This window comes from Desulfatiglans sp., assembly GCA_012513605.1.
Classification (GTDB): Bacteria; Desulfobacterota; DSM-4660; order Desulfatiglandales; family HGW-15; genus JAAZBV01.
Genome location: JAAZBV010000037.1, coordinates 1 through 24,499, shown reverse-complemented (window position 1 = coordinate 24,499; position 24,499 = coordinate 1). Strand labels below are relative to the sequence as shown.

The following is a 24,499-nucleotide window of genomic DNA, read 5'->3' as shown; positions in this document are numbered from 1 at the left end:
GAGATAGCGGAAAGGATGACCTCCGATTCAAGCGGAAGCCATGACTGGTATCACACCAAAAGGGTTTATGACCTCTGCATGAGGATCGGTAATGTTGAGGGGGCAGACCTTGATATACTGGGGATTGCGGCCTATCTGCATGATATAGGTCGGCCATATCAGGACAGGGCAAAGGGCAGGGTGTGTCATGCGGAAAAGGGGGCAGAGCTCGCAAAGGAGATCCTTGAAAAGCTCATTATACCTGAGGAAGACAGAATAAACATTATACATGCTATAAGGACACACAGGTTCAGGGGTAAAAATGTCCCGGAAACCATTGAGGCAAAGGTGCTGTTTGATGCAGACAAACTTGACTCTATAGGCGCTGTGGGTATTGGCAGGGCATTTCTCTTTGCAGGCGAGGTTGGAGCAACACTGCATAACCCGGACATAACCCCTGAAGAGAGCGAATCCTACTCAAAAAATGATACCTGCTACCGTGAGTACCGGGTCAAGCTCATGAAGATCAAAGACCGCATTCTCACTAAAGAGGGCCACAGGATTGCCCTTGAAAGACACAGGTTTATGGAGGAATTTTTTAAACGATTCCTGATTGAATGCAGCGGCGCTGACTAGGCCCTTAATGAGTTCTTTAAAAAGTATATCAAATAAGATCGAGTAGATATGAACGCTAACATGCACCTTGCACATTATTACAGGTACCATTGGGAAAGCGCTGATCTTATTGTCGTTACCGGTGAGGCAGCACAAGTTTGGGCAGGCTACATGGCCTATTGCCGCAGGTATGAAATACCTCTCCCGGAAAAGGGCAATAACGCCATGCTTTTTCGCATGTTTGCAGCGGCAGGGCTTGCAGCAGTATCTCTTCCTGAACCGGAATACTGGGGATGGTCAGTAAGCTTTAAGGGATTAAGCACAGGGATATTCTGCGGTGTGGAGCCAAACGGCATGATGTGCGGGACATTGCTAAAGAGCGACCCAGAAAGGAACCTGGTGGTTGTCCAGAGACAGGCTAAAAATTCGCCTGTGACACAGAGTCGTTTTTCTCTTTATACCCATGACCCTGTTGAGGCGGTTGAGCATTACTTTGCAGAATCAGAGCAGACCCTGATCCGCATTGCTGTTGATGATAAAGGTAAAGGGGCCCTTTTAAGGCCACTTCCTGGTGGCAGGTTTGATAAAATAGAGGGGCTTACTGACAGCGAATTGATATCACGATGCTTCACGCTTGCAGCAGATAATGAAATCACCCTGCTTCAGGAGATGCTGATTTTTTATGAATGCCCCTGCAACATCGAGATGATAACAAAAATGATAAACTCACTCCCAGAAGACCAGCAGAAGGAGCTCTGGGGCAACCTTGATCACCTTGAGGTATCATGCCCCAGGTGCAGCAGAAAATATCTTATCAGCCGGTGATTCCAGTACAGGGGTTTTATGATCAAGGCGCTTTTAATCCAGCTACCTGTACCGCAGCTTAATTACGGCCACAGGACAGGTAATATCCCATTTGCCGCAGCATGCCTTAGGCAGGCGGCTGGTCATATACCCAATACTGAGACCGTTATCTTTCCGCAGGTAAGCGCTTCATATATGGGTGACGCAGCACTAATAGATAGTATCCTTGCTATGAGGCCTGATATCATTGGTTTTACCGCATATGCCTGGAACATAAAACGTATACTCTACCTGGTTAAGGAGATCAAAAAAAGCTATTCACCAAAGGTGGTGTTGGGTGGCCCTGAGGTGACAGGAGATAACCCCCTGCTTGTAAATAACAGCCTTATAGATTTCTGTGTATATGGCGAAGGTGAAAAGGTATTTGCACAGCTCTTAACTGAACCTGAACTATGGCTCAGGAAAGGCGGGCAGGCTGATGCAGGCAGGATATTCAGTGCATCCGGCAGCCCTTATCTTTCAGCGATTCTTAATCCATCCATAGAAAACAGCATGCTACTTGAGACCATGCGCGGCTGTCCATATGCATGCTCATACTGCTACTATGGCAAGGCAAGGAGAAAACCTCTATTCAAGCCAGACATACTTGTTACAGAGGGGTTTGAATGGGCAGTTTCAAATGATGTTAAGGAGGTATATTTTCTTGACCCATCATTTAACGCAAGGCCGGATCTTCCTGCCCTATTAAAAAGACTTGCACATATAAAAAAAGGGCATAATCTCACCCTGATAAGCGAGATCAGGGGAGACTCAGTGGATGATAGGCTTGCAACACTCCTTGCAGATGCCGGGTTCAAGTGGTTTGAGATAGGCCTTCAGAGTACAAATTCAAATGCCCTCCGCCTTATGAACAGAAAGACCGACCTGAATCATTTTTTAAAGGGTATAGATGCTTTAAAGAAGAGGGGTATCACTACAGAGATCGACCTTATACTGGGGCTACCGGGTGATGACCCTGAAGGGTTTAAAAATACCCTTGAGTTTATTATTGATAATAATCTTGGTGATGATATCCAGCTCTTTCCGCTCTCCATTCTGCCCGGAACAGGGTTCAGGCGGGATGCAGAAATACTTGGGATTAAATATGATAAAAACCCGCCATACACAGTAATATCGACTGGGCGATTTTCAGAGGATGAGATGCTGGATGCCTTTATTTATGCAGAAAAGGCGCTTGAGGTATCCTTTTACCCTATGCCTGATATTGACATCTCATTCAGGGGCGAAGAATCTCTCCATATTGAAAGAATGCCCGATGTAAAGGCGCCCCTTAATGGTACATATCTCTACTGCAAGGTATGGCTACACAGAAACCGTGCTATGGAGGATCTGGAAAGGGTCGCGGGCAGGGTTACTCACCCGTATCAGCTTATGGTTCCGCCATCTGTTGATGATCATGGTTATGTATTAAGGGCCTTATCCATGTTTACAGAGATGAACCCTCACACTCCCTGCGAGATTGTCTTTTTTAACCCGTCCCATTTGCCTGATATGCCCCGGTTATTAGAGGCATCTCATATTGAGATGCCCCATTATCTTGACGGCCATTTACGCCCCCTCTATTCTAGGGGTGGGAACCGCGCTATCCTTTTCACTGTAGTTAGCTCAGGGGATGGTTCAAAATTTTCCGGGCCGATGCAGAGGCATGTATACTGGTGGCAGGCATTTTCTCTTCCTGAAAAGGATGATATCAACAGGTTTGAATCGCAGGGGTTTGATTGCATACTGATAGATTCGGGTGTAGAGAGGCATCATATCCAAAGCTTTCAGGATAAGATGGCTGATGAGGCCGGTGATTTTATTCATATCACCTTTTCAGGGCTAGAACTAAACAGGCGCTGGCTGATTAAGACAATGCCGGATGATTACTGCCCGGATATCTTGCCAAAAATTTGACACCTGCATGCTGGAATATCCTTTTAAAAATAATTTACTATGAAAAGAATTGGCATTTAGGTAAATATTACATATTATTACTGATTAAATTATTTAGATAATAAAATCCCCACAGATATTCAGGAGGAATAAATGGAAAAGAAGGCACTACTTGCAATCAACGGGAAGAATTATGAACTCCCGATAATTACCGGATCAGAAGGAGAACAGGCCATTGATATATCCAGCTTAAGGAAATTAACAGGGCTTATCACCTTTGATCCGGGCTATGCAAACACAGGAAGCTGTATAAGCTCAATAACCTTTATGGACGGTGAAAAGGGGATATTGAGATACAGGGGTATACCTATTGAGCAACTGGCCGAAAAGTCAACATTTGTAGAGACATCATATCTTTTGATAAATGGCAAATTGCCATCGCAAAAGGAGCTGAATGGCTTCTCTGTAATGCTTAATGACACAAGCCTGGTGCATGAAGACATGCGGAATTTTTTCTCCAATTTTCCGAGAAGCTCTCACCCCATGGGCATACTCTCATCAATGGTTAACGCACTCAGGGCCTTTTATCCTGAAATACCGGAAAGGTCTGAGCAGGAAGAGCTGAATCTTACAGTCACAAGGCTTCTTTCAAAGATACGCACAATGGCGGCCATGTCATACAGGATTTCAAGGGGACACAGTGTTGTCTACCCGAGGCATGATTATTCATATGCGGCCAATTTTCTGAATATGATGTTTGAAACACCTGTGAGGCCCTATGAAATAGACCCTGATCTGGTAAAGGCCATGAATGTTTTCTGGATACTGCATGCGGATCATGAACAGAATTGTTCTACCGCAGCCGTACGCCTTGTAGGAAGCGCCCGTGTCAACCTGTATGCTGCCATATCAGCAGGGATATGCGCACTCTGGGGGCCTCTGCATGGAGGGGCAAACCAGTCAGTAATAGAGATGCTCGAAGAAATAAGGCAAAGCGGCGGAAAGGTCGCCCCCTATGTTGCCAGGGCAAGGGATAAAAACGACCCGTTCCGGCTCATGGGATTCGGGCACAGGGTCTACAAGACATATGATCCGAGGGCTATTATCATGAAAAAGTGGTGCCACAAGGTGATAGAAAAGCTTAATATCAGTGACCCGCTTCTGGATATCGCCCTGGAGCTTGAGGAGGTTGCCCTGAAAGACCCATACTTTATTGACCATTATCTTTACCCCAATATAGACTTCTATTCAGGGATATTGCTCAGGTCGATCTCCATGCCCATCAATATGTTCACGGTTCTGTTTGCTATTGGCAGGCTTCCCGGATGGATCGCCCAGTGGAAAGAGAGCATGGAAGACCCTGACTGGAAACTCCAGAGACCCAGGCAGGTCTATACCGGCCTGAATAAATGCGATTATGTACCTATTGCAGAAAGAAAGTAAAACCGGGTGATCTTCAAGCAGTATAACGGCGCTTTCCACTGAAGGTGCCGTTTTTTATTTTTATTAAACCGCGTAACATGGCATATTTTTTGAATAAATATACTGAAATATGGTTTCTGAATTAACACTGGATACAAAATTTTTCAGAAAAAATTTAAAACAGGGCAGGGCACCTTATGGCAGACACAAAAAAGGATGAAATAGCACAATTAAAAAAAGACTTCATCAACCTTTTAGAGTCCAGGAGAGAGGAAAGGGAGCTGATGATAGATATCCTTAACTCCTTCAACCTTTTTGCAGCAGGTCAGGAGGAGATATCTGCAAAGGTAAGGGGAATAAAGGAGAGAATAACCCCTGATGGGGAGATAAAGCCTGAGGATGTAAAGGCCCTTAACCGTGACCTGAAGGACTCTCTGCTTGCAAAGGAGCGTGAAAGTGGTGCTGAGCAGATAAATGAGATAGAGCTGCTCACAGAGAGGTTTCTCGAATCATGCAGGGCCATTAAAAAGATAATGGCAGCAATCCTTGAGGATTTTTATCCTGTGTCTGATGATATGAAAAAGGCAGCTGACGCCATCAGACTTGAATGCAAAGGCATGCCTGCTGAAATAGATGTTAAAAAACCTTCGGATGAGCTTCTGGATTTTATCGGCAAGATAAAGATCAAGATATCAAAGGATTTTACCGAGATAAACAACACCTTCATGAGCCTGCTTGGCCAGGTAAAGGAGCTTGAGAAGAGTCTTGTCACAGATTTCAGTGGTGAAAACAATACTAATGATTTGGAAAAATTTGAATCTGACATCAACCTGCAGGTAGGAAATATCTCCAAATCATTTGATACCTATTCAACAATAGAGGAGATTAAAGAGGCGGTTATAGGAAAGCTGGTCAAGATTAAGGACCTTGTATCCATGAAGAAAAAGCAGGAAATAGAAAAGACAGCCGCTGCAAAGGAGAGCATAGAAAGGCTTAACCAGAGGATCAACGCGGTTGAAAAAAAGGCCCAGCAGATGACAGTAAAGGCAAAGGAGTACCAGAAGGCAGCCATGAGGGACGGGCTCACCGGGCTCTTTACCCGCGGGGCCTTTGATGCAAAGATAAGAGAGAACTTTGAAGACTATAAGGCCGGAAAAAAGGAGTTTTCAATTATAGTATTTGATGTGGACAAGTTTAAGGATATCAATGACAAACTGGGCCATATCGCCGGGGACAAGGTGCTTAAAAAGATATCCGAATGCCTTGAGGAAAGCTTCAGAAAGGATGACTTCATAGCCCGGTATGGCGGTGATGAGTTTACAGTAATAATCGAAGAGCTCACAGAAGAGATGGCAAGGCAAAGGATAGAGGTGTTTAATAAAAATCTGAAAAAGAGACGGTTTGTCTCCCAGAAACACGGGGAGATAAACCTCTCTGTAAGCTCAGGAACAGCACAGATAATGGAGAGCGACACAATAGAGTCGCTTATAGACAGGGCTGATAAGGCTATGTATGAATCAAAGGAAAGCCAGAAAGGATCATCACCTAAATAAAAGGAATAAAATCTTATGGGAACAGACAACCTGATTTTTCTTGAACTGATCGAATGGTTTGATGAGACAGGCAATGAACTTATATACAGGATACCTGAAAAGGGTTCAGGCGAGATAAAGTTCGGTGCACAGCTTATTGTGCGTGAAAGCCAGGCCGCTGTGTTGTTTTACAAGGGCAAGGCAGTGGATGCATTCGGCCCCGGAAGACATACCCTTAAGACAGGTAATATACCTGTCTTGACAAAAATCCTCTCTGCACCCTGGGGCATGACAAGCCCCCTTCGTGCTGAGGTCTATATGGTAAACCTCAAGGTCTTTACCAACCTGAAATGGGGCACAAGGGACCCTGTGGCATTCAGGGACAGTGAACTGGGGCTGATACGGCTGAGGGCGCACGGGATATTTAATATCAGGATCATTCAGCCTGTGCTTTTTATAAACAGCCTTGTAGGCACAATGGGCATGTACAGCGCTGATCAAATAGGCGATTACCTGAAAAAGGTGATTGTCTCCCGGTTTAATGACCACCTGGGTGAACACCTTGACAGCATCATAAACCTGCCGGGTAAATATGATATGCTTGCTGAAGGCCTCCAGAAACGTCTTCAGGAGGACTTTTCAAGGTTCGGCCTTGGGCTGAGCCAGTTATATATAACATCAATCACACCACCTCCGGAGGTTCAGAAGGCGATTGATGATAAGAGCAGGCTTGAGATCTTTGATAACCTTGAAGGGCTTATCAGGATGAAGGCGGCAATGGCCATAGAAAAGGCGTCGGAAAACAGGGGGGAAGCAGGCTCTGGCATGGGCATGGGGCTTGGCCTCATGATGCCTGCCATGTTCGCGGAAATGTTAAGGCCCGGAGAAAAGAGGCATCAGGGACATGCTCAAACAGCTAGTAAATGTTCTGACTGCGGAAACTCGATTCCGTGTGAATCAAGGTTTTGCCCCCTGTGCGGTCACCAGCAGGTTGTATTCAGCCAGTGCGCCCACTGCAATAAGAATCTTCCGCCAAATGCAAGGTTCTGCCCCAGATGCGGCCATCCGGCAGATGAGAAACCTCAGGCAAGGCTGTGCAGAAAATGTTCCACTGAAAATATCCCGGGGGCAACCTTCTGTAATCAGTGCGGTGAAAAACTGGAACAGTAATGGGATTTTTAATAGAGCAGGAGTGCCCCCAGTGCGGGGCGCCACTTGACCTTTCAGAGACAGACAGGATTTTAACATGCCCTCATTGTGATGTTCAGAGTTACATGTTTTCACATGGTTTTTTCAGGTATATACTGCCCCATAAAGCGGCTGAAAAGGAGATTATCCATATCCCCTATCTCAGGTTCAGGGGAAACGTCTTCTTTAGCACCGATACAACAGTTGATCACAGGGTAATCGATATCACACAGGCAGGGGTAAACCTTTCAGGCATACCCGTCTCTCTTGGTTTCAGGCCACAGGCCATGAAGGGCAGATTTGCGCGGGGCGATACCCCGGGCAGGTTCATGAGATTTACCCTCAGGGCTGCAGATATCCTTACAAAGGCGGCAAGGCTCACATCTTCTGAAGGCAAAGATAATCTTCTCCACAGGGCATTTATTGGTGAGACGATGAGCATCTTTTATCTGCCTGTATATGTAGAAAATGGGAAAATCCATGACGCCATACTGAAAAGAGCTATTTCAGGACCCTTTGTTTCAGAGGAGGATATTAACCCAATGCTGGCTGATAAAACCCCTGAAGCTGTCTCCTTTATCCCTATGCTCTGCCCTGAATGCGGGTCAGACATGAAGGGGGAAAGGGAGAGCGCAGTGCTCCTTTGTGACAATTGCCTTAAGGGATGGGAGGTAAAAGAGGGGAGGTTTTCTGAGATAAGGGTTACCTTTTCTGCAAAACCATCTGATGATACACTCTTTTTACCATTCTGGGTAATTACAGCAAAGTCAAAGGGTGTAGATATAGATACCTTTGGTGATTTTGTAAGACTGACCAATCAGCCATTTTTAATAGATAAGAGGCGCGGTTCAAGAGCCATGAGCTATATCTCACCAGCTTTTAAGATCAGGCCTAAGATGTTCATTAACCTTGCCCGACAGTTTACAATAATGCAGATCTCTTTTAATGACCCTGTGGATATTATGCCATCAAAAGGCATACACCCGGTTACACTCCCCCTGATAGAGGCGGTTCAGGCGCTCAAGATAATCCTGGCCTCTTCAGCGGTCATGAAAAAAAATATCCTGCCTCTGCTCCCTCAAACCAGTTTCGAAATTTCAGATAACTGCCTTGTATACCTGCCCTTTAAAAAGGGCCGCTTTGACATGATAAATGAGGAGACAGGCATCAGCATAAACAGGCAATCCCTTGAATTTGGCATGACACTCTGATATTGATGAAGCTATTAGCAATCAGCTTTCAGCTCTCAGCTAATCTTTTATAAACATTTTTTGAATAAAAGATAAAATTATCAGGCGAATAGAATACTAAATGAAAACACAAAAAATAGCAGATTCACATCTCAGGGAAAAACTCGAAGAGCTCTATTCCCACTACAATAAAAGGGAGTTCGTACACCCTGACCCGCTTGAGTTCCTTTATGATTATGATGATATCCGTGACAGGGAGATAGTTGGGATCATTGCCTCATCCCTTGCATATGGGAGGGTGGCGCAGATACTGAAGAGCGTTTCAACCATACTTGCAATCATGTCTCCATCTCCATATCACTATCTTATGCAGGCAACCGAAAAGCGGTTAAGAGAGGGGTTTACCGGTTTCAAACACCGATTTACCACAGGTGATGATGTATCAGGGATGCTTGTGGCCATAAAAAAGATGATAAAAACATATGGCTCCATTTTAAATGCCTTTCTCAAAGGATACAGCAAATCGGATGAAAATATACTTCCCTCCCTTTCTTTTTTTGTAAAGAGGCTAACCCATGAGTCAGGGGGTATTAAAAATAGCCTTATCCCCATACCTGACAGGGGGAGCGCATGCAAAAGGCTGAATCTATTCTTAAGGTGGATGGTGAGAAGGGATGCTGTTGACCCTGGCGGGTGGGATATGATATCGCCTTCAAAACTGATCATACCCCTTGATACCCATATGTATAATATAGGGTCAGGCATGAAGATGACCATGCGTAAACAGGCAAATATGGTTACAGCCATCCAGATAACTGATGCCTTTAAAAGGCTCATACCAGAAGACCCGGTAAAATATGATTTTGCACTTACCCGTCTTGGCATACGCAGGGATGGAGACCCTGCAAGGTTTCTTGAATCTATCTGATTATACCCGTGCCTGTTAAAATTTACGGTTATTGAGAGTGAAAAAGTGCGGATTTGGTAATTAATAAACATAATTCCATTGCCTTCCATTTTTTATGGGCCTATAATGCTGACTTCTTTAGAATTACTTCAGCAAGACAGGGTCAGAGATAATCTTTCACAATGAATGGGGATTATTATGATATTCAGGTCCAATGAAGTAAAAAAGGCCTACCGGCAGATAGAGCACAGGTACCGCAGCCTGGTTGAAAATTCCTTTTTCGGTCTATTTATTGTTGATATCCCCTCAGGGCGACTTTTATTTTCCAATAATAGGCTCTATGAGATATTCGGCTATACAGAAGAAGAGGGGGTTGACCTTTCAATATGGGATCTCATACACCCCAATGAACATGAAGCAATAGAAAAAACCCTTCATACATGGCCTGATGACTATGAAAACGCCCCTACAAAATCGGGAATATTTACCGGCCTTAAAAAAGAGGGCTCCATTATCCGAATCGAGATAAATGCCTCAATTGTCGCATATGATGGTGAATTATCAGTTCAGGGCATTATTAATGATGTTACGCAGAGCGCTGTTTTTGATGAAAAACTAAGGCAGGCACAAAAAATGGAGGCAATAGGCACCCTTGCTAGCGGTATTTCACACGATTTTAATAATATTCTCTCAGCTATCATAGGATACTCCGAACTCGCAAATTATCAGCTCAGAAATAACAAATCCTGTTTTGACTCAATTAGCGAGATCATGAAGGCGGGCTACAGGGCAAAAGAACTTGTTGCACAGATAATGGCATTCAGCAGAAAAAGTGAACACGAATTAAAGCCTCTGCATCTTAAACCTGTGATTAAAGAGGTGCTCAAACTTTTAAAGGCATCCCTGCCATCAACTATAGAGATAAGAGAAAACCTCAAGATAGAGGCGTGCGCTGTAATGGCAGACCCGACACAGATACATCAGATAATGATGAACCTCTGCACAAATGCCGCACACGCAATGGCTGAAGAGGGGGGCATCCTTGAGGTGCTGCTTTACGATATCTATTTTGATGAGAACCTGACAGTAGCGCACCCTGAGATGATCCCGGGTAAATATACTGTTTTATCTGTAAGCGATACAGGCCAGGGCATGACACCCGGTATAGTTGAAAGGATTTTTGAACCCTATTTTACGACAAAGGAAAAGGGGGTGGGAACAGGTATGGGCCTTGCAGTGGTGCATGGAATTGTAAAGAGTTATGGCGGCGCAATAAATGTACAGAGTGAACCTGGTTCAGGCACAACATTCAAAATTTATTTTCCTGCGGTAAAGAAAGAGCCAGTGCCTGATCTGCTGGCCCATGAGCAGGATATTCCATTCGGCAGTGAAAAGATCCTGTTTGTTGATGATGAGGCAGCCCTTACAAGGCTCTGGAAAAACATACTGGAAAACCTTGGATATAATGTAAGCATGATGACTGACAGCACAGAGGCATTCAGGCTGTTTTACTCAGATCCTGATTATTTTGATCTTGTTATTTCTGACATGACAATGCCTGGCTTGACAGGCGCAAAGCTTGTAAAAAGCATGCGGAAAATAAGGCCTGATATACCTGTTATCATCTGTACAGGCTACAGCGAAAATATTAATGAGGAAAAGGCATCCAGTATGGGGGTAAATGCATTTATACTTAAACCCCTTGTGACACAGGAACTTGCATGCAAGATAAGGAATGTGCTTGATGAACATTCATCCAGAAAAAAGGTGAGAAATGTCAGGTACAGATATCTCCCATCTGCCTGATTATTTCAAGGACAAGGGCAAAAGTTTTGTTTTGCGCCGATTTTGTACCATCCTTTTCTTCGATTATTTTCACATTGGGGCCCACTGGCCCCCAGTTTTTAACGCGGCTTTTTCTGAAGAGTGCAATGGTGTTTATACCCATCATGGCCGCAAGGTGGGTTACACCGCTGTCATGGCCGATGTAAAGGCATGTATTATCAAGTATGGAGAGCAGGTGCTCTCTATCCTGAGAAATATATATATCTGCATTATTATCAAATGCCTTGATAATACCCTCCTCAGCCGGACCGATCAAAACATTTATCTCATAAGGCGTAGTCATTATTTTCTCTCTTATGCACCTTAACAGATCAAGCCATAATTCAGGGGGGTAATTTTTTTTTATTGACCCTGAACCGGGGTGAAGGACTATCCTTTTTCCCTTACCTGTTTTAGCCCTTATAACCGGTTTTTTGTATGCCTCATAAAATGCGGCATGGGGATCGATCCTGATACCGGTTGATTTAATGGCCTTTGCCATATAAATGGCAACATGGGTCTCGCTGTCAGGCTCAGGAAAAGGCGGAAATATATCTATCTTTGCACCTGGAAAGAGGTGAGAGAGGTTATCACGGATGATATTATCCGTATCATTTAAAAAGCCTGTAACCTGATCCGGGGTTGTGAGAAGTGTGTCAAACCGGGCGTGAGTACTGTAGAGTTTGTGCCATTCACCCCTTTCCAGATCAATACATTTTTCCACCCATGGATCAAGGTATTCTATGCCAGGGGATCTGCCTGCAATAATTACCTCATGCTCATCCCTCATGGCCTTTATGGATGGCATAAGCATAAGTGTATCGCCAAGGGCGCCTGCCCTGATAATGAGAATTTTCATGTTTACATACTTTTTTTGATCAGAAATATAATCATAGTATCAGTGCCCACTGCCCACTGCAATACCCTATTTCCCATGTTGCATCAACCTGATATTTCTGATAGAAACCCATTCGTTGTGTTTAAAGGGAATTTGGTATGTATAAACCTTTATAATCAGGGGGCTATCCTTTGCCGAGTATTACAGAACTTCTAATCATTATTGCCATTATCCTGGCCATTTTTGTGCTCCCCAAAAGGTTTAACAGGAGGTCTGAACCTGTAAAGAGGGCAACCCCTAAACAGGGCGCCATACTTACAGGCTGGCAGCGTATGTCAATCCTCCTCTCTATGCTCTGGCTCTCATTTCTGGCACTCTACCTGAATTCCTGGATGAACGGGTTGAGAGAATGGTCTATCTATATTTATGCAGGGATAGGCCCGGTTCTACTCTACTGGGGCATATACTGGATCTATCGCGGGTTCAAAAAAAAGAGATAGTGATATCTGCGCCATACCCTTTTGGAGCCTCTCTATTATCTCCTCCCGAATACATCCCTCAGGAGTTCTGTTACCCTTGCAGCAGGGTTCTCTCTTATCTTTTTCTCCTCCTTTTCAATCATATAAAATATCCCGTTCAAAGCGTTTTCCGCTACATATTTATCAAGATCAAAATTTAGAGGGAGCGCCTCAATAAAAGGAAAATTCCTGACCCTTGTCTCTATCTCCTGGTATTTTTTTGTAACGCCGGTATTTGCCATAACAGAATGGACCTCAGGCTTGAAAATATTCATAAGTTCATTAAAGCTTTTTTCTTTAAAATAAAGAGATGCCTCATTATCCCTTCCATACAGGATTTTTTTTGCATCTGAAAAGGTCATCTCCTTCACGGCGTTAAATACTATTTTCTTTGCATGGGGCGTTGCCTTTTCTGCTGCTGTGTTTATGCTCTTTTCAAAAGAGTCAAAATAAAAGCCCAGCCCGACCTTCCTGGCATTCTCCTCAATCTTTTTCAATGGGCCGGGGAGCGGGATCTTAATCTCCGGGGTGTTTAAAAAGCCTCCTTCAAGAGAAAGAGAATTGACAGCATTCTCCGTGCCTATCCTTAATGCCTCCTTGAGCCCCTCAATTATCCTGCCCTCTGTGAGCCCCGATGAGGCGCTGCCTCCTGAAAGGCTCTCCCCCATGTTTTTCAGGAAATTAGAAGACTCTACAGTTAAGCATGATGGTAAATAAAAAAATACAAGGACAACAAGGGATAAGGGTATCAGTATCTTTCTCATAACTGTCTCCTTTATAAAGAGAATTAATCAGTGTCCATCCAGAACAGGCCGGTTTCTGAATGGAGAGTAATTTTTATCGCATTTTAAAAAATAATGGAACTTTTCTTTTCAGTAGTTGTCAAACCAGTCAACAAACATACTCCAACCTTCTAAACTCTTCCCCTCACAGAGTATAAACAGGAGGGACATACTTCCCTTTTTTACAGATGGATGGGCCGCAGGACAACTCCTCCCCGTTCTGCGGTTCATCCTCTGTTCTTAATCATAAATGCGCCTTGTGCGAAAGGCAAATAAAGCCATATAAGGTTTTTAAAAAATAAGCTTGAAGACTCTGTATAGCTTTGATAAATTTAGAAAAATAATCCAGGAAAATCTAGTTAAAACGCTGTTAAAAAATAGGGTATTTAATCCAATAAACACAAACCGAGAGATAAAATACCACACGGACAGGTATTGATTCGTTAAAAATTGAAATTGAACGGCTGTCACAGGCCATTAGTAAAAATGCCAGGGAGTAAAATACTATGAATGCAAATGGTTTAATTTGGCACAACCTGACAGAAAAGGATGCGCTTGCAAAAGCTGAATCATCTATTCAAAGCGGTTTGAATGACCAGGAGGTGACCAGCCGGAAAGAAATGTTTGGCGAGAATGTGATTACGCAAAAAAAGGGTACTCATCCGATCATTTTGTTCCTGATGCAGTTCAACCAACCTCTGGTTTATATCCTCCTTATTGCCTCAATAATAACCGCCATTCTTAAGGAATGGGCCGATTCAATCGTTATTTTAGGCGTTGTTATGGTTAATGCAATCATCGGATTTATTCAGGAATCAAAAGCGGTGAAAGCAATAGAATCTCTGGCAAAATCAATGGTCACCGAGGTCACTGTAATCAGAAACAGCAACAAACAACGTATCCGGGCCTCTGAACTGACAATTGGCGATGTAGTTGTTCTCCAGTCCGGTGACAAGATTCCGGCAGACCTGAGAATTATTGAATTGCGTGAATTACAGATCGACGAATCAGCGCTTACCGGCGAATCGGTTCCCGTGATCAAGCAGACACAAAGCCTCCCCTCGGATGTCGTACTTGCTGACCGTACCAATATGGCATATTCATCCACACTGGTCACCTACGGTACCGGAACGGGAATTGTCACAGCAATAGGCAACAACACAGAGGTAGGCAGAATCAATACGATGATCGCATCTGCTGATATTCTCGCTACTCCTTTGACAAAGAGCATAGCCAGATTTAGCGCCCTGCTTCTTTATGTAATTCTGGGGCTTGCCCTGGTGACGGTTCTGATAGGCCTTTTAAGGGGAGAATCCATTCTGGAAATATTCATGGCCGCCGTTGCACTGGCAGTTGGAGCAATCCCGGAAGGTCTGCCTGCGGCGCTGACGATTACCCTGGCCATTGGCGTTTCAAAGATGGCAAAGCGCCACGCCATTATACGAAAACTCCCTGCGGTCGAGACACTGGGGAGCACATCGGTCATTTGTTCGGACAAGACCGGGACCCTGACCCAGAACCAGATGACCGTCGAGAAAATATTTGCGGGAGATATGCTGTTTGAGGTGTCGGGTGTCGGATATGCGCCTCAAGGAGAATTCAGCCTGAATGGAACAATTATCAAGCCGGGTGACAACCGTTCGCTTGAGGAGTGTCTGATAGCTGGCATGCTCTGCAACGATTCCAGCCTGGTATCGAATGACGACGGATGGAAAATCGAAGGCGATCCAACCGAAGGGGCATTAATAACCTCCGCCAGAAAAGCGGGCATTACAAAGGAAAGCCTCATATTAAAACTTCCCCGGATAGACACTGTGCCATTTGAATCACAGCATCAGTACATGGCCACTCTTCACAAAGACACCAACGCCTTCGCCGCGGTTATCTATATGAAGGGTTCAATGGAAAGCATCCTTTCCCGCTGTGCGAATCTGTTTCTTTCCACTGGAGGCAATGGTCCGCTGGACATGGAAACCTGTCATTCGGCAGCAAAAGATTTGGCGCGAAAAGGACTACGCATTCTTGCATTCGCGAGGAAGCAATGCGAACCGGGCACAAATACTGTTTCTCATGATGACCTATCCGATGGAATGACCTTTTTAGGTTTCCAGGCCATGATTGACCCACCGCGCCTGGAGGCAATAGATGCTGTGAGCGCCTGCAAAACAGCCGGCATTGGCGTCAAGATGATAACCGGAGACCATGAACTAACTGCCTTTGCTATTGCGCGTAAAATCGGCATAATTGACGAGGATAGCCCAAATGAGCAGGATGCTGTATTGAATGGCAGGCTCATAAGCGAATTATCTGATAATGATCTCATTGTCAGGGCCAGACAGACATCGGTTTTTGCCAGGGTGGCCCCTGAAGATAAACTCCGCCTGGTTAAAGCTCTCCAGGCAAACGGCGATACTATTGCTATGACTGGCGATGGAGTCAATGATGCCCCTTCGCTGCGGCAGGCAAACATCGGCATTGCCATGGGGATTACCGGAACAGATGTGGCCAAGGAAACAGCCGATATGATCCTCACGGACGATAATTTTGCCTCTATAGAAGCCGCAGTAGAGGAGGGACGAGGCGTGTATGATAATCTGATAAAATTCATTACATGGACATTGCCGACAAACTTTGGCGAAGGGCTTGCTATCCTTGCTGCAATAGTAGCTGGAATGGCGCTGCCGATTCTGCCTGTACAGATATTATGGATCAATATGACTACTGCCGTTCTGCTTGGTCTTATGCTAGCCTTTGAGCCCAAGGAGACAGGTATAATGTCACGTCCGCCGCGGCCCTCTAAAGAACCAATTCTGACTAAACCTCTGATTATTCGTATTTGCCTGGTCGGAGTTCTCTTGTGCGCTGGTGCGTTCGGGTTATTCGAAATGGCTCTGCAATCAGGCCGAGGTGAAGCTGTAGCCCGTTCTCTTGCAACAAGTGTCTTTGTTTTTGGAGAACTTTTCTACCTCTTTAGTTGTCGCTCGCTGCATAGCTCCATTTTCAAACTAAACCCTTTTGGAAACATGCATCTTATTGCCGGGGTACTGACGATGTCTCTATTGCAGATTCTTTTTGTCTATGCGCCATTTATGAATTCAGTCTTCTATAGCGCCCCATTATTACCGCATGACTGGCTTTGCATCATCGGTGTCGGAGTGGCAATTTTATTCATAGTGGAAATCGAAAAAGGTATTCATAACAGTTTAGGTATCATTAGAAAATCAAGCGGCAATCGTTCATTAGAGAGTTAAATTAAAAGCAGCAGCATTGCACGACATTCGGATTAAGGAGAAATGAGATGAATTTAACATTACCTGATCACAAAACCAAGATCGTGTGCACAATCGGCCCGGCCTCTCATTCGGAAAGCGAACTTGAAGAACTGATGAGAAGGGGAATGAATGTCGCCAGGCTCAATTTTGCTCACGGCACTCTTGAGGGACACAGGGAAGACATACGGCGTATACGTCTGGTATCTTCAAAATTGGGGCGCTCGTGCATGATTCTTGCTGATCTGCCCGGCCCAAAAATCCGGATTGGCAAACTTAAAAGCGATCCGCTTTTACTCAATAAGGGGGACAAAGTCATTCTGACCACAAAGGATATTCCTGGTACAGCCGGGCGCATCCCGGTTAATTATAAAAGATTACCAGAAAGTGTATCCCCTGGGAGCCTCATTTACCTTAATGACGGGTTTATACAGTTAGAGGTTGAGGAGTCGTTAGCAGACGAAGTTGCCTGTAAAGTTGTTATTGGCGGGCCATTGCTATCCCATAAAGGTTTGAACCTTCCCGGCGCAAAAATATTTATGGAGACAGTAACAGAGAAAGACCTTCATTTTGTAGATTTTGCTTTAAAAGAAGGGATCGATGCATTTAGTGTTTCATTTGTAGAAAAGGCAGATGATATCCTTAAGGTAAGAAAGTTTGCGCGAGAAAGAGGAAAGACTGTCCATGTGATAGCGAAAATCGAACGGATGGAGGCAGTCCGGAATATTGATGAAATTCTTAACGAAGCGGATGCTCTTATGATAGCCCGTGGAGATCTGGGAGTCCAGATACCTATCGAAGATGTCCCAGCGGTTCAGAAAAAACTTATTCGTAAGGCTAATCTGCTTGGCCGGCCCGTGATCACCGCAACGCAGATGCTGCTTTCAATGACAGAGAACATCCGCCCTACAAGGGCTGAGGCATCGGATGTGGCAAACGCCATTCTTGACGGCACTGATGCGGTAATGCTGTCTGAAGAGACTTCTATCGGCAAATACCCTGCCTATGCCGTAGATATGATGGCCAGAATATCATTATCAATTGAGCGGGAAATTCGGGAATTCGGCCTGCGCGAATATTACAAGGCAAATGAGGGTGGACAAAAAAAGACAGACATAGAGGATGCCATTTCTCTTAATGTGATGGATGCAGTTCGAGCACTGGATGCCCGTTACATCCTGGCGCCAACGCAAAACGGAAACATGCCTCGCAGAATCTCCCGGTTCAAGCCCAATTGCTGGATACTCGCTTTCAGCAGAAGCAAGGAAACCCTTAGATTTTTAGACCTCTCTTATGGCGTTTTTCCGGTTATGATGGGTAATGACTATGTCTATTCGACCGATGGGGTTATGAAATTCATGGGCAACTCGGGCCTGGCCGTTAAAGATGACATAATAATAATTGCAGAGGATGCATCTCCAGGCAGGGCCGATCATACTGACTTGTTGAGAATAATCCGGGGTGAATCACTCCCTATTGAATATGAGAACTAAAGAAGATAAATATATTCTTGAAAAATATGGTATTAAATAACAAAAGAGCGTTCCACTCTGCGCCGCTCTGCAGCTATGAAAGGAAGTACGCACATATGAAACACATGTTTTATACATTATTCGTAATTATTTCTCTACTCATCCCGGGTTGTACCACACCGGCATCCAATCGCAACCAGGACGCTACCCTCAGGGTGGAAAAAAGCATCACAACAACCGAACAGGAAATTGCATCGCTGTTCGACAGGTGGAATCGGTCGCTGCAATCAGGTGACCCTAAAAAGGTCGTTGATAACTATGCTGAGACATCGATCCTTCTGCCCACAGTCTCCAATAAGCCTCGACTCACACGGGCAGAAAAAGAGGACTACTTTCACCACTTCCTTGAGAACGAACCATCAGGGGAGGTCACCATGAGACAGATACAAATCGGCCATAATATGGCTGTGGACACCGGTTTGTACACCTTCCGCTTCGCCAAGACAGGGAACAAGGTCAATGCAAGGTATAGCTTTACCTATCAATGGGACGGCAAGCAATGGCTCATCATCAGCCATCACTCGTCTGTGATGCCGGAAGAGTAGTGAAAGCGGGAATCCTGTCGCCCTTCAGGTCTTCACAGATATGTTTTTCAAGGGATCACACAGCTGTTGTCTAAAAGGAGGAGTGCATATGCAGGCAATTCACAAATGTGCCGTATGTGAAAGGCAGATAGAACCATATCAGGAGACATATAATCATCTGGTAATAGATGAAACCCGGTCAGCAGATATCTGCCAGGAGTGCATAAGAAAGGTTGTGAAGCTTCACCAGAAAAACACAGCAACCCTGTTCCCCACAAAAACCGCTAAAAAGTTTTTGAATAGATAAGAGGTGTAGAGCAATAAAAGTATGATGCAAGTTATGTCAGCTCAGCATTAAATCGAACCTTTTTTAAGAATGTTATTGTTGTTTCTGTGAAATTTTATTTTTGACTGCGGAACTCTTAAAGGGAGTATTAAGAAATGGTAATTACACGAAGCTGAATGGTAACAACAATTTTATTTGTTAATAGCAATTTTATAATAAGAACAATCAATATGTTTTAATCATGAATGTATGGAGATTTTATTTTATGCCGAATATCATAATTAATGAACAACGATGTATTAAATGTAATATTTGTTCTACCGTCTGTGTAACAGGAATCATCGAAAAATCAAATGATTCAATTTTTCCAAGGATTTTAAAAGAAAACGAAAATAATTGCTTGCAGTGTGGACATTGTGAATCTTTTTGTAAACAGGATGCCCTGCTGTTGAACTATTTGCCTGAAGAAAAGATACAAGTTTCATCACAGGATAGCAGTATCGAACCAAAGAGACTCTCTTTGTATATCAAGAATCGCCGTTCGGTTCGACACTTTACCTCTAGCCTGGTAGACAAAGAGATAATTTCTCAAATTATAGATGTTGCTCGTTATGCTGCTTCAGGTGGAAATCAACAACCAGTTAAATGGATTGTAATCAGCGGTCACTCTATGGTGAAAAATATAGCAGGGCTCACGGTTGATTGGTTTAGGACGATTCAAAACACATCACATCCACTAGGGCCGTATGCTTCTGGAATTATTTCAATGTGGGATAGCGGTGTTGATTTAATCTGCCATAATGCCCCACATCTTCTTTTTGCTCATATACCAAAAGCGGAACAGCAAATTGATGACCCGACCGAAGCAATAATTGCCATGACACACATCGACATTGCAGCACCTTCGTTTGGGGTTGGAACATGCTGGGCTGGTTTAGTTCAAATGGCTGCTGATGCCTATAAACCACTTCAAGAGGCTCTTGAAACACCTAAAGGGCGAATCATAAAAGGCGCAATGATGTTTGGGTATTCTCAATTTGAAGTACGATCTATCCCTCGACGCAATCCTGCGGATGTTATCTGGAGGTAAACAAAAAAAGAAAATATAGGTAATCATTTAATACTGGTTCCTCACCGGAACCATTGGAACCCCCTGCCCGGATTTAATGGAGCCATCCTACCGGACAGGGTGGTTTTTTTCGCCTGTATATCCAAAATGCAGTACCAGATCAAATTCCAGTGAATTTTTACCATGAGAAATGGCATGTGGGTGTTACTCATAAATGTGCCTTATGCGAAAGGCAAATAGAACCATATCAGGAGACTTATAATCATCTGGAAATAGATGAAACCCGGTCAGCAAATATCTGCCAGGAGTGCATAAGAAAGGTTGTGAAGTTGTACCAGAAAAACACGGCAGCCCTGTTCCCTACAAAAACAGCTAAAAAGTTTCTAAAAAAATAAGAAGGGTAGGGTAGCAAAAAAGACTAAAATTATATCAGCATTATCAAAGAATGTTATTGTTGTTTCTGTAAAAATTAGTTATTAACTATCTGGCTTTTCTGTTTTATCTGTACTGTAAGTAATTGCTTTAATTAAACTTAAGTAATTTAGATATTATTAATTATATTAAAAGTGATGTTTATGATATTAAATTAACTTAAACATTCTATAATAGTAGGATGCAATTCTATTGGAATAGAAATCGATCCTACTAATATATGTTGGACGCATGATTGAGTACAATCAGGAAGAAGGATGAGAGATATTGGGCAAGGGCAAGCGATTGAAGTCACATGAAGTTATGATGTTCGAGTAATAATAGTTTTTTATTTCAAATTAACCAAATACCGGGAAATTAATTGATAAGTTTATTTTACCATAATCATTCATTATCTTTTATATTTAGGCAAACCAAAATTAAATGTGCTATTTATTGTAATGAATTAAAAAACCGGTTTCAGAAATTTCCATATAGCAAGTGCTATACCAAAAAAAATCTAAATATCAAACTGGGGGATGAAACCAGAAAACCTGTACTATTTAAAGCATCGTTCATAAACGGATTTTTTTTCAAAGGCTGGTTCACGAAAGTAAGGTTTCAGAAAAATCCATAGTGCCAGTGCGGCGTCCAACAAGCAGGATGGAGCGGACAACCTGGGCTATGGTGGTAAACAAATTAATGTAGGGTAAGCTGCACCGTGGTTCACCACTTTTATTTTTTTAACCCGGTCGCCGCTCATCCTCAACGTTCTGTATAAAGCAACTGATATGAGCAACACTTTACTAAAATATCTAGGATGGGTTCCAAAAGAAGAGAGAAAAGGCATTGAAATAAACTATGACAATGCATGGGAGTTTCAAAGTATTTTCAATAAAAATGAATTTATGTCTTGGTTAATAAAATATGTTCCGAATGACAGCATTTGGAGTATAGAGGGTCTTTATAATTCCAAGCTATATCAAACTGTACAAGAGTATACTATAGACGATGGAATAAAAGTTAACAGAGGAACGGTTTGGCCCAGACCTAAATATATGAAAATAAAGCTTAGTGAAGAAGCGAAAAAAGTAATTTTGGAAAATATCAATAATTGGAACTTAGAGTCTGATATTACTCATCAGCATATTTACTATCAAAACAATGTTTATTTAACATCATATGACAATCTTGATTGTACATGGTTATCAAAAGATATTGATCAATCAGAGTTGGATACCCTTGAAGAAAAAGGGATCATTCAATACGAAAGGGATACAGAACAAGTCGCTTAACTAAGACTGGCTACTATCTTGCCGAATCGATCATTTGTGGTATGCAGAAGAAGTTCTTTTAATAATCTTTTAAGGTTGGCACCGCCAGCTTGTTAGCGTGTCGTAACTGTGAGAAGGTTGAGAATTACATTCGAAGAAATACAAAGTGGTATATTGAAGGTTGCTGAAACATATAGTGAAAGATTTAATGTGAAAATTGATCATGACTTCGCTGTATTGAAATTATTTGAGGAAGTCGGTGAGTACGCACAGGCCGTAATTGTTCATAATAAAAAATCTAAACCGGAAAAATACGTTTCTGAAGAGGAAGCAAAAAAACGACTAGGAGAAGAACTCGCTGATATTATTGGTATGGCAATCATTAATGCAGATTTGTTCGGTATCGATATACAAAAATCTATAAAAGAAAAGTGGTTAAAAAAGTTATAATCAGGCAATTGAACGGGACTGGCTGTATATATGGATGATTGGAATACAGCAATATTAATGGCCTTTGTACATTATTGATCGTCAGTACCATTAATCCGCCATCCCTCATAGCCAAGATATAATGGAAAGGTAGTAAATGTCTGTAGATGTTATTGGAATTGATCACATATATATAGCAGTTAGTAATTTAAGAAAATCAGAAGCGTTCTATGATGGCGTAATGATGACTGTATTGGATTTTAAAAAAACATGCAGTAATATAGAAAACGATCCTCATGTCCATTATTATAATAGGCATTACAGTTTCACCCTTAGACCTGCCAGAAATTTAGAACAAAAACATGATCCTTATTCGCCAGGTTTAAACCATTTTTGTTTCCGTGTTGATAGCAAGAATGACGTTGATGAAGTAGCAAAAGGATTAAAGGAGTTAAATATAAAATTTGATACTCCAAGGTTGTATCCTGAATATAATCCAGATTATTATGCGCTATTTTTTACAGATCCGGATGGCGTTCGATTGGAAGTTACCAATTTCAGGAAAACTCGTAGAGATCGATTTAACAATTGGCCCAATGACTAAACCCCAAAATTATGCTACACAAGACCCCGGAGGATCCCTTGCTTATCATAAAAAATCACGACGGGGCTGGTGAGTAAAACGTTGTTTGTGAAAGGAGAATAGTATATGTCAGAAGAAAAACCCCACAGAACTGGCCTGCTGGGGAGGATATTAAACAGAGAAGATGCTATAAAGACTATTAAGCAGGCATCTTATGTAATTATTGTTATGGCAATTATATATGCAGTTGCTGGAATTTTAACTGATCCACGATTGATTACAGATGCATTTTTCTATTTTATTCTTGGAATCTTGCTTTTTTGGTTAAAAAGCAGAATTGTATCAATTATTACATTGATATTCTCTTTATTAGCCCTGCTGCTATTTATTTTAAATAAGACAGGCGTTGTTGAAGAAGGCGGCTCTCTTGTAGGTATTTTTGTCATCATCCTTTTAATTACATCAGCAAAGGCTGTTGAAGGGACTTTTAAGTTACGTGGAAAATATAAAGATGTTATATCTAAAGGAGGTAAAATTGAATAAATACTTACTTGTTTTTATGTCTTTAAGCGTTCTGATTACTACTGGCTGTCAACAAAAAAAGGTTATGTTAAGCCCTGGGTCTTATTCTAATTACGACGCCTATTCTTTTAATGAAAACGATAATACAAATAAATCACTGTTTGCAGGAGATGCTGCTATCCTCTCTGATATGGATATACAAAGAATACTTGCATTTGAAATTGTACCTCAGAAACAAAACCGAATTGCAGTGATGCCATTTGGACAGAACTTCTGGCTTGGATGGTCAGATGAATTGTCCAAATCAGGGGCACAGGCACAAAACGCCTTTATATCAAAACTAAAGACATCAGATTTCGTGCATGATGCCTCATTTTTACCGACACTGCTGGTACCAAAAGAAAAATCTATACCTCGGTTAAGGGAAGCAGCTGCCAGATATCAGGCTGATTTCCTTCTTGTATATAACAGTTCTTGCCAGTCATATGAAAAATATAAGATGTTTGCTCCAGACAAGTCCAAAGCATATTGTAATGTAGAAGCCTTGCTCCTGGACACCCGGACCGGGATTGTCCCTTTTACAACATTGGTCAGTAAAGATTTTACAGCTATAGAAAATGCAGAAGATATCAATTTTTATGATACTATCAGAAAAGCAGAATTAAAGTCCATAGAGAGTGCTCTTTTAGAGATAGGCGAAGGGGTTGTACACTTTTTAAGAAGCAAGTGATTGCAGTTAAGGGCAGCCAGATTGATTGGGATGCTAACCCAACTTTCCACATAACTGCCAAACCAGTTTTTAAAAGTGTAAAATAAGGGGACGACCTTTAAAATTAAAATTGCTTGACATTGGTTAGATTTTGAGTAAAAGTGTGGGCATGCCAAGAATAGCCAGACTAGATACACCAGGTTTATTACACCATGTGATGATCAGGGGGATAGAAAAGCGCAGGATCTTCAAAGACGATGAAGACCGTGAAAACCTCATGGAAAGACTTTCTGATCTCCTGCCCAAAACAAAAACACAATGCTATGCCTGGGCCTTCATGCCTAATCACGCACATTT

The 24,499-nt window shown here is 42.7% G+C and carries 23 protein-coding genes; 21 read left to right on the top strand and 2 right to left on the bottom strand.

Annotated elements, in window-relative coordinates; all coding sequences use genetic code 11:
- Positions 1-15 precede the first annotated feature (15 nt).
- The 9 genes from GX654_05015 to GX654_04975 all read left to right on the top strand — a co-directional run bounded on the left by GX654_05015 (position 16) and on the right by GX654_04975 (position 11,378).
- On the top strand, positions 16-615 hold the full coding sequence (locus tag GX654_05015; protein NLD36213.1) for an HD domain-containing protein: 600 nt from the start codon (positions 16-18) through the stop codon (positions 613-615).
- Between the two features lie 48 nt (positions 616-663).
- Positions 664-1,419 (top strand): Hsp33 family molecular chaperone HslO, encoded by a 756-nt coding sequence (locus GX654_05010; GenBank protein NLD36212.1) that lies wholly within the window; start codon positions 664-666, stop codon positions 1,417-1,419.
- An 18-nt stretch (positions 1,420-1,437) separates the two neighbouring features.
- Positions 1,438-3,354, top strand: a complete 1,917-nt coding sequence (locus tag GX654_05005) for a radical SAM protein (protein NLD36211.1) — start codon at positions 1,438-1,440, stop codon at positions 3,352-3,354.
- Positions 3,355-3,486: 132 nt separating this feature from the next.
- Complete coding sequence (locus GX654_05000; GenBank protein NLD36210.1) at positions 3,487-4,776, top strand: citrate synthase; 1,290 nt, start codon at positions 3,487-3,489, stop codon at positions 4,774-4,776.
- 176 nt (positions 4,777-4,952) lie between these two features.
- A complete protein-coding gene (locus GX654_04995) occupies positions 4,953-6,308 on the top strand; it encodes a GGDEF domain-containing protein (GenBank protein NLD36209.1) in 1,356 nt (451 codons plus the stop codon).
- 15 nt (positions 6,309-6,323) lie between these two features.
- On the top strand, positions 6,324-7,457 hold the full coding sequence (locus GX654_04990; GenBank protein NLD36208.1) for an SPFH domain-containing protein: 1,134 nt from the start codon (positions 6,324-6,326) through the stop codon (positions 7,455-7,457).
- Positions 7,457-8,686: a hypothetical protein gene (locus tag GX654_04985; protein NLD36207.1), complete on the top strand. Its 1,230-nt coding sequence runs from the start codon at positions 7,457-7,459 to the stop codon at positions 8,684-8,686. Before GX654_04990 ends, GX654_04985 begins: the two co-directional genes overlap by 1 nt.
- A gap of 100 nt (positions 8,687-8,786) precedes the next feature.
- Positions 8,787-9,593, top strand: a complete 807-nt coding sequence (locus tag GX654_04980) for a TIGR02757 family protein (GenBank protein ID NLD36206.1) — start codon at positions 8,787-8,789, stop codon at positions 9,591-9,593.
- A 177-nt stretch (positions 9,594-9,770) separates the two neighbouring features.
- The gene (locus tag GX654_04975; protein ID NLD36205.1) at positions 9,771-11,378 is read left to right on the top strand and encodes a response regulator; all 1,608 of its coding nucleotides are present in this window, start codon (positions 9,771-9,773) and stop codon (positions 11,376-11,378) included.
- Here GX654_04975 and GX654_04970 read toward each other — a convergent pair.
- Entirely contained in the window at positions 11,350-12,255 is a 906-nt protein-coding gene (locus GX654_04970; GenBank protein NLD36204.1) for a glycosyltransferase family 9 protein, read from the bottom strand. The two genes, GX654_04975 and GX654_04970, sit on opposite strands and share 29 nt — an antisense overlap.
- A gap of 170 nt (positions 12,256-12,425) precedes the next feature.
- Between GX654_04970 and GX654_04965 the strand changes: the two genes are divergently transcribed.
- Positions 12,426-12,734 (top strand): hypothetical protein, encoded by a 309-nt coding sequence (locus tag GX654_04965; protein NLD36203.1) that lies wholly within the window; start codon positions 12,426-12,428, stop codon positions 12,732-12,734.
- 35 nt (positions 12,735-12,769) lie between these two features.
- Here the strand turns inward: GX654_04965 and GX654_04960 are convergent, their stop codons facing one another.
- Positions 12,770-13,516: a DUF4197 domain-containing protein gene (locus GX654_04960; protein NLD36202.1), complete on the bottom strand. Its 747-nt coding sequence runs from the start codon at positions 13,514-13,516 to the stop codon at positions 12,770-12,772.
- 524 nt (positions 13,517-14,040) lie between these two features.
- Here GX654_04960 and GX654_04955 point away from each other — a divergent pair.
- The 11 genes from GX654_04955 to GX654_04905 all read left to right on the top strand — a co-directional run.
- Positions 14,041-16,785 carry a cation-transporting P-type ATPase gene (locus GX654_04955; GenBank protein NLD36201.1) on the top strand — a complete coding sequence of 915 codons (2,745 nt, stop codon included), beginning with the start codon at positions 14,041-14,043 and terminating at the stop codon, positions 16,783-16,785.
- 47 nt (positions 16,786-16,832) lie between these two features.
- Positions 16,833-18,296, top strand: a complete 1,464-nt coding sequence (pyk, locus tag GX654_04950) for a pyruvate kinase (GenBank protein ID NLD36200.1) — start codon at positions 16,833-16,835, stop codon at positions 18,294-18,296.
- 95 nt (positions 18,297-18,391) lie between these two features.
- Entirely contained in the window at positions 18,392-18,880 is a 489-nt protein-coding gene (locus GX654_04945; GenBank protein NLD36199.1) for an SgcJ/EcaC family oxidoreductase, read from the top strand.
- An 88-nt stretch (positions 18,881-18,968) separates the two neighbouring features.
- A complete protein-coding gene (locus GX654_04940) occupies positions 18,969-19,166 on the top strand; it encodes a hypothetical protein (GenBank protein ID NLD36198.1) in 198 nt (65 codons plus the stop codon).
- A gap of 244 nt (positions 19,167-19,410) precedes the next feature.
- On the top strand, positions 19,411-20,235 hold the full coding sequence (locus GX654_04935; GenBank protein NLD36197.1) for a nitroreductase: 825 nt from the start codon (positions 19,411-19,413) through the stop codon (positions 20,233-20,235).
- Between the two features lie 1,181 nt (positions 20,236-21,416).
- On the top strand, positions 21,417-21,920 hold the full coding sequence (locus GX654_04930) for a hypothetical protein (GenBank protein ID NLD36196.1): 504 nt from the start codon (positions 21,417-21,419) through the stop codon (positions 21,918-21,920).
- 153 nt (positions 21,921-22,073) lie between these two features.
- Positions 22,074-22,349 (top strand): pyrophosphatase, encoded by a 276-nt coding sequence (locus GX654_04925; GenBank protein NLD36195.1) that lies wholly within the window; start codon positions 22,074-22,076, stop codon positions 22,347-22,349.
- A 136-nt stretch (positions 22,350-22,485) separates the two neighbouring features.
- Positions 22,486-22,932, top strand: coding sequence for a VOC family protein (locus GX654_04920; protein NLD36194.1), 447 nt, complete (start codon positions 22,486-22,488; stop codon positions 22,930-22,932).
- 105 nt (positions 22,933-23,037) lie between these two features.
- On the top strand, positions 23,038-23,454 hold the full coding sequence (locus tag GX654_04915) for a hypothetical protein (GenBank protein ID NLD36193.1): 417 nt from the start codon (positions 23,038-23,040) through the stop codon (positions 23,452-23,454).
- On the top strand, positions 23,408-24,163 hold the full coding sequence (locus GX654_04910; GenBank protein ID NLD36192.1) for a hypothetical protein: 756 nt from the start codon (positions 23,408-23,410) through the stop codon (positions 24,161-24,163). Before GX654_04915 ends, GX654_04910 begins: the two co-directional genes overlap by 47 nt.
- Before the next feature lie 148 nt (positions 24,164-24,311).
- Positions 24,312-24,499 (top strand): transposase (locus GX654_04905; protein NLD36191.1); only part of this gene is annotated, 188 nt, incomplete at its 3' end.